This window comes from Ferrovibrio sp. (genome assembly GCF_029255545.1).
Lineage (GTDB): Bacteria > Pseudomonadota > Alphaproteobacteria > Ferrovibrionales > Ferrovibrionaceae > Ferrovibrio.
Window position 1 is genome coordinate 1 of sequence record NZ_JANLJJ010000110.1, and the last position, 13,388, is coordinate 13,388.

The 13,388-nt window shown below is 63.8% G+C and carries 11 protein-coding genes; 6 read left to right on the forward strand and 5 right to left on the reverse strand.

Annotation, left to right across the window (positions count from 1 at the left end):
• The coding region (locus Q1J79_RS20130) for an acyl-CoA dehydrogenase family protein (protein WP_300304245.1) at positions 1-643 on the reverse strand (643 nt) is incomplete at its 3' end.
• Positions 644-795: 152 nt separating this feature from the next.
• Here Q1J79_RS20130 and Q1J79_RS20135 point away from each other — a divergent pair.
• A complete protein-coding gene (locus tag Q1J79_RS20135; RefSeq protein WP_300304248.1) occupies positions 796-1,212 on the forward strand; it encodes a PaaI family thioesterase in 417 nt (138 codons plus the stop codon).
• 3 nt (positions 1,213-1,215) lie between these two features.
• On the opposite strand, the gene Q1J79_RS20140 is transcribed toward Q1J79_RS20135, so the two are convergent.
• Positions 1,216-2,064 carry a crotonase/enoyl-CoA hydratase family protein gene (locus Q1J79_RS20140; RefSeq protein WP_300304251.1) on the reverse strand — a complete coding sequence of 283 codons (849 nt, stop codon included), beginning with the start codon at positions 2,062-2,064 and terminating at the stop codon, positions 1,216-1,218.
• An 88-nt stretch (positions 2,065-2,152) separates the two neighbouring features.
• Between Q1J79_RS20140 and Q1J79_RS20145 the strand changes: the two genes are divergently transcribed.
• Positions 2,153-3,019, forward strand: coding sequence for a MaoC/PaaZ C-terminal domain-containing protein (locus Q1J79_RS20145; RefSeq protein WP_300304254.1), 867 nt, complete (start codon positions 2,153-2,155; stop codon positions 3,017-3,019).
• Here the strand turns inward: Q1J79_RS20145 and Q1J79_RS20150 are convergent.
• Positions 3,016-4,731, reverse strand: a complete 1,716-nt coding sequence (locus Q1J79_RS20150) for an EAL domain-containing protein (protein WP_300304257.1) — start codon at positions 4,729-4,731, stop codon at positions 3,016-3,018. The two genes, Q1J79_RS20145 and Q1J79_RS20150, sit on opposite strands and share 4 nt — an antisense overlap.
• Positions 4,732-4,933: 202 nt before the next feature.
• Here Q1J79_RS20150 and Q1J79_RS20155 point away from each other — a divergent pair, with 202 nt between their 5' ends.
• A complete protein-coding gene (locus Q1J79_RS20155) occupies positions 4,934-6,634 on the forward strand; it encodes an AMP-binding protein (protein ID WP_300304260.1) in 1,701 nt (566 codons plus the stop codon).
• A 94-nt stretch (positions 6,635-6,728) separates the two neighbouring features.
• Here the strand turns inward: Q1J79_RS20155 and Q1J79_RS20160 are convergent, their stop codons facing one another.
• Positions 6,729-7,670 (reverse strand): dihydrodipicolinate synthase family protein, encoded by a 942-nt coding sequence (locus Q1J79_RS20160; protein ID WP_300304263.1) that lies wholly within the window; start codon positions 7,668-7,670, stop codon positions 6,729-6,731.
• 73 nt (positions 7,671-7,743) lie between these two features.
• Between Q1J79_RS20160 and Q1J79_RS20165 the strand changes: the two genes are divergently transcribed.
• Positions 7,744-9,861 (forward strand): class I SAM-dependent methyltransferase, encoded by a 2,118-nt coding sequence (locus Q1J79_RS20165; RefSeq protein ID WP_300304266.1) that lies wholly within the window; start codon positions 7,744-7,746, stop codon positions 9,859-9,861.
• A gap of 3 nt (positions 9,862-9,864) precedes the next feature.
• On the opposite strand, the gene Q1J79_RS20170 is transcribed toward Q1J79_RS20165, so the two are convergent.
• Positions 9,865-10,650, reverse strand: coding sequence for an HpcH/HpaI aldolase/citrate lyase family protein (locus tag Q1J79_RS20170; protein ID WP_300304269.1), 786 nt, complete (start codon positions 10,648-10,650; stop codon positions 9,865-9,867).
• Between the two features lie 213 nt (positions 10,651-10,863).
• Here Q1J79_RS20170 and Q1J79_RS20175 point away from each other — a divergent pair, with 213 nt between their 5' ends.
• Together Q1J79_RS20175 and Q1J79_RS20180 are read left to right on the forward strand one after the other, a co-directional pair.
• Positions 10,864-11,436: a chemotaxis protein CheW gene (locus Q1J79_RS20175; protein ID WP_300304272.1), complete on the forward strand. Its 573-nt coding sequence runs from the start codon at positions 10,864-10,866 to the stop codon at positions 11,434-11,436.
• 175 nt (positions 11,437-11,611) lie between these two features.
• Positions 11,612-13,388: methyl-accepting chemotaxis protein (locus tag Q1J79_RS20180; RefSeq protein WP_300304275.1), on the forward strand; the 1,777-nt coding region annotated here is incomplete at its 3' end.

Sequence of the window (13,388 nt, forward strand, 5' to 3'; positions counted from 1 at the left end):
ACACCTCGTTCACGCCATGGCCTTCATCGATGGAGATGATCGGCCGCACGGTGATGCCAGGCGTGTTCATGTCGATCAGCAGGAAGGAGATCCCCTCCTGCGGCTTGGCGTTCGGATCGGTGCGCACCAGGCAGAACATCATGTTTGCGTAATGCGCCTGGGTGGTCCAGATCTTGTGGCCATTGACGACGTAATGGTCGCCATCGCTCTCGGCCTTGGTGCGCAGGCTGGCGAGATCGGAGCCCGAGCCCGGCTCGGAATAGCCCTGGCACCACCAGTCATCCATGTTGAGGATGCGCGGCAGGTAATGCTGCTTCTGCTGCTCGGTGCCGAAGGTGTAGATCACCGGGCCGACCATGGCGATGCCAAATGGCAGCAGGGGCGGCGCATCGGCGGCGGCGCATTCCTCGTCGAAGATGTAACGCTGGATCGGCGTCCAGCCCGGGCCGCCATATTCCTTCGGCCAGCCCGGTGCGCCCCAGCCGCGCTGGTTCAGGATGCGGTGCCAGGTGACGAAATCCTCGCGGCCCAGATGGGTCATGCGACGGGTTTTCTCGGCCAGCGCCGGCGGCAGGCTGTCGCGGATGAAACCGCGCACCTCCTCGCGGAAAGCGCGTTCCCCGGCCGTGAATTCGAGATCCATGGCGTTTCTCTCCCTCAAATCGGTCAAGAGGTTAGGACCGGCATTCGCGCCGCGCAAGCTGTGACGCAGCGGAAACCCTGCAGGAAGGCTTGCATGGACTCAGCCTCTCCTGCTCAATCGCAGCGCATGCATACAAAACGGACAGATTCGCGATGACTTTCGATCCCGTCACCGCCGGCTGGAAACAGCGCCACGGCCAGGGCCCTTTCACCCGGATCGTTGGTCCGGTCTGGGTCCGCCGCGAGGAAGACGGCAGTTCGACCTATGGCCTCCTGGCCGAGGAGCGCCATACCAATTCGCGTGGCGTCGTGCATGGCGGCATGCTGATGACCTTTGCCGACCACATGCTGGGCTGGCTGGTCTGGGACGCCGTGGAGCGGCGCGCCTGCGCCACCATTTCGCTGAACAACCAGTTCATCGGCGCGGTGAAACCCGGCGACTGGATGGAAATGCGCGGCCGCATCGTGCGCCAGACCCGCAGCATCATCTTCGTGCAGGGCGAGGCCAAGGTCGGCGAGCGCGTGGTGCTCGCCTCGGAAGGCATCTGGAAGGTGCTGGGCGTCGACTGAAACCTATCGACGGCGGCGCACGATCTTCTTGGCCGGCAGCAGGTCGGCGAATTTCGCTTCGCGCTTCTGCTGGTTGGCCTGCATCTGCTCCATCAGATCCTGGGTCAGGAACATGCCGGCCTGCCAGACCTGCATGTAGTTCAGGGCATCGGCCGTGTCATGGTCGCGGGTGTAGTTCAGCATTTCCTTGCTGCCATGCACCGCCAGCGGCGATTTCGACGCGATGGCCTTGGCGATTTCCAGCACGGCGGCCAGCATCTCGTCCTGCGTGGCATAGGTGGCGTTCACCAGGCCGCAGCGGAAGGCTTCCTCGGCCGGCATGCGGCGACCGGTATAGGCCAGTTCGCGCACCAGACCCGAGGGCATCAGGTGCGGCAGGCGCTGCAGCGTGCCGACATCGGCGGTCATGCCGATGTTGATTTCCTGGATGCAGAACCAGGCGTCGTTCGTGCAATAGCGCATGTCGCAGGCCGAGATCAGGTCGACGCCGCCGCCGATGCAGCCGCCCTGGATTGCCGCCAGCACCGGCACCCGGCAGCGGTCGATCACGGCGAAGGTTTCCTGCATCTCGGCCACCGTGCGGCGCATCTGCTCGCCGACCCGGCCGCGGTCGCCCTGCATCATCTCGCCGGCGATATTGGCGAAGGCCGAAAGGTCCAGCCCGCCGGTGAAATGCTTGCCCGTCGAGGCGATCACCACGGCACGGATCTCCGGGCGGTCCTCGATTTCGGCGAAAACGTCCACCATTTCCTGCCAGAAGGGCAGCACCATGGCATTGGCCTTGTCGGGCCGGTTGAAGCTGATGCGGGCGATATGGTTCTCGACCGCAAAATCGAAGGTTGCGTAGGCCATTATTCCTCCCAATCGCCCTGCCGTAACGTCAAGGCTGGTCTGCGCTCTGCGGCGCGGCTAGAGTCGGGCAAAGATTTACGGAGGAACCATGCCGATTGTCTATGACGAACTGATGCGCCTCGATCTGCCCGAGCGTGAATTCGCCTATAGCGAACGCGATACCATGCTCTACGCGCTTAGCGTCGGCATGGGGCATGATCCGATGGATGCCGACGAACTGCCCTTCGTCTACGAAAAGGGCCTGCGCGCCCTGCCCAGCCTGGCCACCGTAATCGCCTGGGACGACAGCTGGGCGCCGCAGACCGGCATCAATTTCGTGATGGTGGTGCATGGTGAGCAGCGCGTGACCATCCACAAGCCGCTGCCGCCGAGCGGCCGGATCAAAGCCAAGCTGCGCATCCGCGACGTGTTCGACAAGGGCGCCGGCAAGGGCGCGATCATGCTGACCGAGAACACGCTGAGCGATGCCGCCAGCGGTGAGAAGCTGGTCACCCTGCTCTCCACCGTGTTCGCGCGCGGCGATGGCGGCTTCGGCGGCCCGGTCCGCGCCCCGGGCGAAGGCCCGCCGGCGCCGCATGCCATCCCCGAGCGCCAGCCCGATGCCGGCGTGACGGCGAAGACCCAGCCGAACCAGGCGCTGTTTTACCGGCTGTGCGGCGACCGCAATCCGCTGCATGCCGATCCGGCCTTCGCCAAGGCGGCCGGCTTTCCGCGCCCGATCCTGCATGGCCTGTGCACCTATGGCCATGCCGTGCGCGCCGTGGTGAAGGCAGCCTGCAATCATGATCCAGCCATGATCGCCCATATCGAGGCGCGCTTCACCGCGCCGGTCTTCCCGAGCGAGACGATCCACACGGAAATCTGGCGCGACGACAATATCGTGTCGTTCCGCGCCCGGCTGGTGGAGCGCGACGTGGTCGTGCTGGATCACGGCAAGGTGGAACTGCGCGGCTAGCCGCGCTTCAGCCTGATGTCGCTGGGCTTGCGGTGGTTGCCCGGCACGTCGTCGAGCCGTAGCGGCTCCAGCTTGGGGTCGGGTTCGGGCCGGCCGAACAGGTAACCCTGGCCGTAATCGATGCCGAAATCGAGCAGCAGGCGCGCCTGGTCCTCGGTTTCGACCATCTCGGCCACCGTGCCGATGCCGAGTTCCTTGCACAACCAGACCATGCCCTTGAGGATGGCGCGGTCGCGGTCCTGCCCCTGGGTCTGCAGCGCCTTCACATAGGCGCCGTCGATCTTGACGTAATCGATCTCCAGCGCCTGCAGATAGGGGAAGGACGCGGCGCCGGCGCCAAAATCGTCGAGACAGACGAAATGACCATCCTCGCGCAGCTGCCGCACCGCGTTGGCGGCATGCACCATGTTGGTGATCTGCGTCGATTCCGTGATCTCGAAGATCAGCTGGCGGCGCAGGCTGGGATCCACGGCGAGGATTTCGCGCAGGGCGGCCATGAAAACGGAGCTTTCCAGGCTGTGGCCCGAGAGGTTGACCGCCACGTCGATGGTCTCGCCCTGGCGGCGGCGCTCGGCCAGCATGTCGACCACGCGCTGCACCACGGCCAGATCGAACTCGCCGATCATGTGCACGCCTTCGGCCAGCCGGATCGTCTCGAAGGGCGAACCGCCATCCTCGAAACGCGACAGCGCCTCGTAATGATGCAGGGTGCGGGTATCCAGCCGCACGATCGGCTGGAACACCAGGTTGAACTGCCGGCTGGACACCGCCGAGCGCAGCGCGCGCACACGCGAGACGGTTTTCTGCAGCAGGGCCTTCAGGCTGTCTTCGGTGGAATGCAGCGTGGTAAAACTGGCCGCCCCCTCGCCGGCGAAACGGTCAACGGCATAGGCCATCGCGCTGGCGGCATCCTCATCGCTCATACCCTTGGCGTGAAGATCCAGGGTGGCGCCGCGGATGCCCAGCCTGTCGGCGGCTGCTGCGGCGTCGGCATTGCTCTGCTTGATCAGGCCGCGCACCTGCTCGGCCACCGCATCCTGGTCCAGCGGCGTGGCATGCAGGATGCCATATTTCTCCGGGTCGATGCGGCCTGCGGTGTCACCGCCGATCGACTTGGCGCGGATCAGCGCGCCGACATCGCCCATCAGCGTCTGGCTGTCTTCCGGCGGCAGGCTTTCCACCAGATCCTTCAGGCCGACGATCTCGACCAGGGTGAGCTTGACCTCGGCGCCAAGGTCGCGGGCCAGCTTCAGGCGGTCGCCGGCACGGGCCTCAAAATCCTCGGTGGTCAGCAGCCCGGTCTGGTAGTCGCGCTTGTTCTGGATCGCGGTCTCGGCCTGCGGCAGCCGGGCATTCGACAGGGTCAGGTAATACCGGCCTTCCTGGCTCGGCAGGCAGCAACCACCCAACGTACAGAGCGCGCCGGGCTTCCCCTCCAGGGTCAGCAGGCGAACGGTGACCGGCTCGATGCGGGCACCGACGGTCAGGCCGGCCAGCAGGTTGAGCACGAAATGGCGGTCGGATTCCTCGATCAGGGCGGCGAAATTACGCCCAATCAGCGTGGAACTGTCGCAGCCGGCGATCAGCCGGGCCGCGCCGGACGCAAAAGTGATGTGGCCGTCGGGGGCCACCTCAAGCATCAGGTCGGCAGCGGAGAAGGCAAAGGCGACAAACCGGTCGCGCTCCGCCCGCATATCCTTGGCGCCGCCCATTCTGGCCTCATCGGGGAAGAGAAACTCTGTTGCCAAGTGTGCCAGCCGCCGCGGCCGGGCGCAACCCGGCGGGCAGCGGCGACGGGGCCCTGGGTGAACCTAATTCGCTTGACGCAGCGCCACGTTGCGCCGAGGCCGGCCGGTTCCTAGAATGGGCTGGTCTCCGGCCCGTGACGGCCGGCCGAAGTCTAGGGGGAGCATAATGAGCGCACCGTTCTGGGAAAAATCCTATCCGGCCGGGGTCACCTGGGCACAGAATTTCCAGGCTAGGCCGATCTGGACCCTGCTGGACGATGCCGTCGCGCGTTTCGCGCCGCGGCCCTGCCTGGATTTCATGGGCAAGGGGTTCACCTACGCGGCAGTGTCCGACCTGGTCGATCGCGCCGCCAAGGGCTTCCAGCAGCTTGGCGTGGGCCCCGGCGTGCATGTCGGGCTGTTCCTGCCCAACACGCCGCATTACGTAATCTGCTTCTTCGCCATCCTGAAGGCCGGCGGCCGGGTGGTGAATTACAGCCCGCTCGATGCCGAGCGCGAGCTGCGCTACAAGATCGAGGACAGCCAGACAGACATTATCGTCACGCTGGACCTGCAGGCGCTGTATCCGAATATCGGCAAGATGATCGGCACCACTCGCCTGAAGAAGGTGGTGGTCTGTCGCCTGCCCGACGTGCTGCCTTTCCCCAAGAACCTGCTCTTTCCGCTGGTCAAGGGCAAGGAAATCGCCGCGGTGCCGAAGGACGACAAGCATGTCCGCTTCGCCGACCTGATCGCCAATGACGGCCGCTACACCCCGCATCCGGTGAAGGACCCTGCCGAAGAGGTGGCGATCCTGCAATATACCGGCGGCACCACCGGCCAGCCCAAGGGCGCCATGCTGACTCATGGCAACATCACGGCGACGGTGCATATGTATGCCTGCTGGACTGGCAACATGAACCTGCTGGATGACGGCAAGGAACGCGTACTGATGGTCCTGCCGATGTTCCATATCTATGGTCTGAGCGCGGTGCTGCTGCGCATGCTGACCATCGGCGCCGAGTTCATCATGCATCCGCGCTTCGAGCTGAAGGCCGTGGTCGAGGACCTGCACAAGAAGAAGATCTCGATCTTCCCGGGCGTGCCGACCATGTATGCTGCCATCGTCAACCTGCATAACCTGAAAGATTACGACCTCTCGGCGCTGAAATTCTGCGCCTCCGGCGGCGCGCCGCTGCCGGCCGAGGTGCAGGACAAGTTCGAAAACGTCACCGGCTGCAAGATGATTGAGGGCTGGGGCATGACTGAAACCTCGCCGGCCGGCACCCAGACGGTCTATGGCGGCGTGCGCAAACGAGGCTCCTGCGGTCTGCCGCTGCCCGGCGTGACCATCGAGATCGTCGATGTCGATGACCCGCTAAAGGTGCTGGACGTCAAGCAGACCGGCGAAATCTGCATCACCGGACCGAACGTGATGAAGGGTTACTGGAACAAGCCGGAAGCAACGGCCGAGGCTTTTGCCGGTGGCCGCTTCCATACCGGCGACGTCGGCTACATCGACGAGGATGGCTACATCTTCATCGTCGACCGCAAGAAGGACATGATCCTGTCGGGCGGCTTCAACGTCTATCCGCGCAATATCGAGGAGGCGATCTACGAGCATCCCGCCGTCGAGGAATGCACGGTGATCGGCATCCCTGACCAGTATCGCGGCCAGTCGGCCAAGGCCTTCATCAAGCTGAAGGCCGGCGCACAACCCTTCACCTTCGATGAGTTGCGTGACTTCCTGAAGGACAAGCTCGGCAAGCACGAGATGCCGGTGGCGATGGACATCCGCGAGGCCCTGCCCAAGACCCTGATCGGCAAGCTATCGAAGAAGGAGCTGGTCGAGGAAGAAAAGAAAAAAGCCGGAGACGCGGCCGATTAAGGCAGTCATCACGGCATTAAAAAAGCCCCGGCGCAAACCGGGGCTTTTTTTATTGATGCCCGCAGCCGGCGCGATCGCCGGTCATGCGCCGTTCCTATTCTGCCGCCTGGGCCTTGGCCTGGCCCGCATCCCAGTCCCTGAGCGCCAGGGCTACCGGCTTCACCTTCGCACGCTGCTCAGGCCCCAGAACGCTCATCAGCGGCAGCATTGGCCCCATATCGGCGATGCCGGCCAGGGTGACCGCGTCATGCAGGGTGCGGATCGGACTGATGCCATCCCGCAGGTCTTCCAGCGGAATGTAGGCCTCGCGCAATTGCTCGGCCGCGGCCCAGTTACCGCACCCGAGCGCCGCCAGCATCGCCATCGAACCACGCGGCGCGACGCAGACCGAGCCGGAGGTGAAGCTCGACAGGCCAAACTGGCGGAAATGCGTGATCGCCGGCCGTTCGCCGATGCCGCTGATCACCAGCTTTGGGTCGACATGATCGAGTAACCGCCCGAGATACTCGTCCTGGGCCGGATCGGCACGCACCACGCCATATTTGACGGCACAGACCAGGCCTTCGCGCATCAGCCGCCCGGCAGCTTCGGGCGCAATGTAATTCTCCGCCTTGATATAGAGAATGAGCGGCTTGCCCATGGTGACAGCGGCACGGCGCAGGCCGACCTCGACGCCTTCGGGGGTGGCCGGAAAGGTCTGCGGCAGCGCCATCGCCGTGGGCACCCTGGACCCACGCAGGATCTTGGCCTGATCGATCAGCTTGCCGTAATCCGGCCCGAAGGACGGAATCAGCCAGGTATCCGGGCCAGCCGCGTCGACCAGGAAATCCAACACCTCGGCATATTCGCCAACCGAAATATTATAGAAATTCGCATTGCCGCCATACATCAGGCTGCGCACCCCGCCGGCCTCGAGATAGCCGATCAGCTGCCGATTCGCCTCTTCGTTCAGGGTCAGGTCCGCATACCGCGCCAGAGGCGGCACCGCCAAGACGGAAGCGGACAGATCGGCGGCGGTAACTGGCGTTGTTTTCATTATGTTTGCTCCAGCAGGGCGTTCCTCTTAATGTGAGAGACTAATCTGTCCCGAGCCCCTGCTGCAAAGCGAAATGTCACTCCCAAGCACCGACGAAATCGCGGCAAAAGCGCATCTGCTGCCCATGCTGCGGGCCGCCATACGGTCGATCGAAACGGAGAATCTGGATCACGCGGAGACGTTCCTCGACAGCATCCTGAAGCAGGAACCCGGCTTCGCCGATGCCCTGCACCTGAAGGGCTACATCGCCTTCCAGCGCGGCACACTGGATATGGCGCGCAAACTCGTCGAGCAGGCCATCGCGGTCGATTTCCATTATGAGAATTACCACGTCACGCTGGGCCATATCCTGCTGGCCGCCGGCGACCGCGATGCCGCCAAGAAAAGCTTCGGCGCGGCGATCGCCCTCAATCCGAAATACTGCGAAGCCTATATTGGCCTTGCCCATATTTTCATTGCCGAAGATGCCCTGGATGCGGCCATCGGCGCGCTGTTCACGGCGCAGAATGCCAGCCCCAAGCATGCCGAAACCAACTACATGCTGGGCTATGCCATGATGACCAAGGGCGACGCCAAGCAGGCGATCCGCTTTTTCGGCATTGCGCACCGGCTGGCGCCAGGCAATATCCGCTACAAGGCAGGCCTGGCCCGTTCGCTGCGGGATGTGCGGATGAAACGGCCCAACCCCGAACTGGTGACCAGCGTGCTCCCGCTGCTTGGGACGCCGGGCGTCGAGCCGCGCGACCTGGCGCCAGTGATCGAAAGCGCGATCTGCATGGATCCGCTGTTCATCGCACTGAACCCCATCGACGACCTGCCGGAGAAACAGGCTAGCGCCGTACTGGCCGACCCCGCCTGCCCAGACCTGATGCAGATTGCGGCCCTGCCCGTCTGGCTGAAACACGGCCTGGTCAGCCATCCGGCGCTGGAGCGGCGATTGACGGCATTGCGCCGCGGCTTTCTGTCGCTGGCCCTGCGCAACCGCGCCGCCCTGCAGCGCTATGAGCCGCTGTTATGCCTGCTGGCCATCCGTGCTTTTCAGGCCGAATACATCGACCGGGTCACGACCTCGGAAACCGCACAGATCGAGAGCCTGGCGACTGCGCTGGACACGCTTGCACCGACAGAGCATGCGCCGCTGTTTGCGGTCTATGCCTGCTACCGGCCGCTATACCGGCGCCACGACGCAGCAAGTCTGGCGGCTGCGGCATGGCCGGCCGCCTACGCCGATCTGAAACGCAGCCAGCTGGACGAGCCGCTGGGGGAATTCCGCATCGCGGGCGGCATCCCGGCGCTGACCCCGATCGAGGACCAGACCAGCCAGACCGTGCAGGAAATGTACGAGGAAAGCCCCTTCCCGCGCTGGCACCAGCCGATCCTCGGCACGCCGCAGACGGTAAGCGGGCGCCTGCGCACGGCCCTGCCGCTGCAGCAGATTCCGGTAGAGGAACGCCTCAACCCCGATATCCTCGTGGCCGGCTGCGGCACCGGCCTGCATGCCATCCTGGCCGCCACCAGCTATGCCTTCTCGAAAGTCCTGGCGATCGACCTGAGCCGTACCAGCCTGGCCTATGCCAAACGCAAGGCGACCGAGATCGGCATCGGCAATGTGGACTTCGCCCAGGCCGATATCCTGAAGATTGGCGGCATCCCGCAGCGTTTCGACGTGATCGAAAGCTTTGGCGTGCTGCATCACCTGCGCGATCCGGCCGCCGGTCTGGCGCAGCTGGTTGGATTGCTGAAACCCGGCGGGTACATGATGCTGGGGCTCTACAGCGAGCTCGGTCGGCGCGATGTGGTGAAGGCCCGCGACCTGATCACGCAACTGGGTCTGGGAGACAGCCCGGAGGATGTGCGCGAATTCCGCCGCATCCTGCCCAAACGCGACCCGCAACTGGCGGTCAATCTGGCAAAATCCAGCGCCTATTATGCGCTCAGCGATCTGCGCGACCTGGTCTTTCATCGCCAGGAACACCGTTATACGCCGCAGCAGCTGCGCCGATTGATCGACAATGCCGGCCTGGATTTCCTGGGATTCGAGTTCAGTTCGCCCAAACCGCTGGGCGGCTACCGGGCGCGCTTCCCCGACGACGTCACCGCCACCAATCTCGACCACTGGGCCGAGATGGAAATCGCCAATCCGGACCTGTTCGCCAATTGCTACCGCTTCTGGGTGCGACGCAAAGGATGACGATCAGCCACGGCCAAGATGACCGCGGAAGCGCCTGGCAAGATCGCGCGTTGCCTTCGTCAGCAGGCCCTGGTCGATACCGACGGCGACAAACATGAAGCCCGCGTCGAGATAGCGCCGCGCGTCATCCTCGTTCGGCGCCAGGATGCCGCAGGGCTTGCCGGCGGCCTGGCAAAGCTGCAACCCGCGCATGATGGCCGTCTGCGCCTCCGGGTGTGCGCTGTTGCCCAGGTGACCAAGATCGGCCGACAAGTCGGCCGGGCCGATGAAAATGCCATCCACGCCATCGACCTTGGCGATTTCCGGGATACGGTTCAACGCGGCAGCGGTCTCGACCTGCACGATCACGCCGATCTCGCTGTCAGCGCGGGCATGGTAATCCTGCACCAGGCCATAGCGGTTGGCGCGCTGCGACCCGGACACGCCGCGGATGCCGCGCGGCGGGTAGCGCGTGGCGGCCACCGCGCGGCGCGCCTCCTCGGCATCCTGCACGAAGGGCAGGATCAGGTTGGGCGAGCCGATATCGAGAAACCGCTTGATCAGTACGGCATCATTCCAGGCCGGCCGCACCACCGGGCTGGCAGTATTGGCATCGATCTGCATGGCCTGCAGTTGCTGCAGGATCATCGGCAATTCATTCGGCGAATGCTCGGTATCCAGAACCACCCAGTCGAAGCCGGCCGTGGCTACGATCTCGGCCACGATATTGCTGCACAGCGAGCACCACAAACCGATCTGAGGGCGCCCCTCTTTCAGCGCGCGCTTGAAGGCATTGACTGGCAGTTGCATGGCAGCGGACCTTTCAGGGGCATTGGCAGGACGACGCGGACGCGCCGACGGCTCAAGGCGGCAGGATTCGGAGGAAGCTCCTTGAACGGATCGCCCTAGATCAGACAATAAATTGCGACGATGCAAGCAGAATTTGCGTACCGGCCGGAGCGCCAATTTGATAGAAGGATGAACCATCGATCTGTTGTCTGCATGCCGGCCCGAGGAGGAAACATGATGCAACTCTCCGCAACTCCGAGCGATCACGGCAACGGCACCTCCCTGACGAGGATGCGCGGCACTTCGCAGGGCGGCGAGCAATCGGTCAGCAACGAATATCTCACCTTTTCCATCGACAGCCAGGATTACGGCATCGACATCCTGAGCGTGCGTGAGATCCGCGCCTGGACCGAGGTAACCAACCTACCCAATACCCCTGAATTCGTGCGCGGCATCATCAATCTGCGCGGCACCATCGTGCCGATCTATGACCTGCGTGTCCGTTTCGGCGGTGGTCGCACCACCCCGACCAGCATGCATGTCGTCATCGTTGTGGTGGCGGTCAATGGCACATTCGGCCTGCTGGTCGATTCCGTGTCAGATATCCTGTCGATTGCCGAGCATGACCTGCAGGGCGTGCCTGAGACCGGCATGGCGGCCGATTACCGCTTCCTCAGCGCGATTGTCGCCCGGGATGACCGCATGGTCTCGATCATCGACCTGGATCATCTGGTGAACCAGGATACCGCGGCACAGATGGAACAGATTGCCGCGCAGCAGGAGGCTGCCGAGCCGGCGACAGCCTGAAACGGCGTTCGCACCGGTCCCGCGTTGCTGCAATGGCTCAATTGCCGCTGCGACAAGCGCTGTGTAAGGATTAAATCTTGGTAACCTATACGATTTAACCGGGTGCATTGCACCAAGGTCCGGCTAATTTAATCCCGCTGACGCCCCCTAGAACGGGGCATAAAGGGGAAGACCCATGCCGACTTTTTCCATTCGCACCACCCTGGGACTCGTCATCGGTGTTCTGGGCATCATGCTGGTCGCCATCAGCGCGGTTTCGCTGAATGATGCCGTCCAGCGCTACAGCGCCGCGCAAAGGGTGGCGACGCTTGCCCCGATCAGCCAGGCCTTCTTCCGCAGCCTGCAGCAACATCGCCTGGAGCGCGGCAACATCCTGATCTCCCTGCGCGCCGATGCCCCAACTTCCAAGGATTCCCTGGATAATATTGCTGCACAGCGAGACAGCACGCTGGACGGCTACAAAACTGGCGTCGCCCTCCTGTCGGCGGTTTCCGATCTGCCGGGCGCCCCGGCGATTCTGACTAAACTGAAGTCGGCGAACGATGCCGTCGATGCCATGCGCCCGAAGATGATGGCCATGATCGCGCAGCCGAAGGCCCAGCGCGATGCGCAGGCCGCGCAGGAATGGCCGAAGGTGACGCAGGGTTATCTGGATGCCGTGCAGGCCGCCTCCGATTTCCTGGAGTCTTCGCTGCAACTGGTCGACCCGGTTGTCGATCAGTTGCTGAGCGTCAAGCAGAATGCCTGGACGATCCGCAATTATGCCGGCTCGCTGGTCCTGCGCATCCTGACCACGATGTCTGCCGGGCAGACCTGGGGCATTGCCGAGAGCATGGCGCATGCCGAGGATGCCGGTCGCGCCACGACCGCCTGGGGAATTGTCAGCGATATAGCCACCCGCAGCGATACCCCGACGACGCTGCGTGATACCGTCAATACCGCAAAGGCATTCTTCTCCGGCCCGATCGGGGAAGAGCGCCAGACGATCGTCAAGGCCCTCAGCAACGGCAAGCCCTCGCCGGTTGAACTATCGAAATACCAACCGGCCGTGGTCGACAACCTCAACATGCTGAATGCCATCGCCAACACGGCGCTGGATGAGCTGATCAAGCGCGCCAACACCCAGATGGCACAGACGCAGCAAAGCCTGATCCTGGATGGCGCCCTGCTGGTCGCCGCCATCGCCTTTACCATTTTCGGCTTCCTGATCGTGCAGTGGCGCGTCAGCGGCCCGATCCAGCGCATGACTGGCGCGATGCAGCGCCTGGCCGACCGCGACCTTGCCGTCGAGATTCCCTTTGTCGAACGCGGCGCCGAGATCGGCCAGATGGCCAAGGCTGTGCAGGTCTTCAAGGACAACATGATCGCTCGCGAACAGGCCGAAGCCGACATCGCCCGCCAGCGCCAGGACAGTGAGCAGCGTCGCATCGAGCGCGAAGCGCGCGAGAAGGTCGCCGGCGAGGAGATCGCTGCGCTGGTCAACAAGGTGGCACAGGGTGACCTGTCGGGCCGCATCGATGAAAAGGGCAAGGACGGTTTCTTCCTCTCCACCAGCCAGGAACTGAACCGCCTGGCCGGCACGCTGCAGACCATGACTGGCGAAATGGCCGATACCATGGGTGCCATGGCCGGCGGCGACCTGACCAAGTCGGTACGTGGTGACTATCGCGGCGTGTTTGGCCAGCTTAAGAACAGTGCCAATGGCATGGCTGAGCGCATGCGCGACTTCGCCGGCCGCCTGACCAACACGGCGCAATCGGTGAAAACCGCATCGGACGAAATCTCGTCCGGCAGCCAGGACCTGGCGCAGCGCACGGAATCGCAGGCGGCATCCATCGAGGAAACCGCTGCGTCGATGCACGAGATCACCACCACGGTGAAGCAGAATGCCGACAATGCCCAGGCCGCCAACCAGCTGGCCACGGCCGCGCGCGACACCGCCGAGAAGGGTG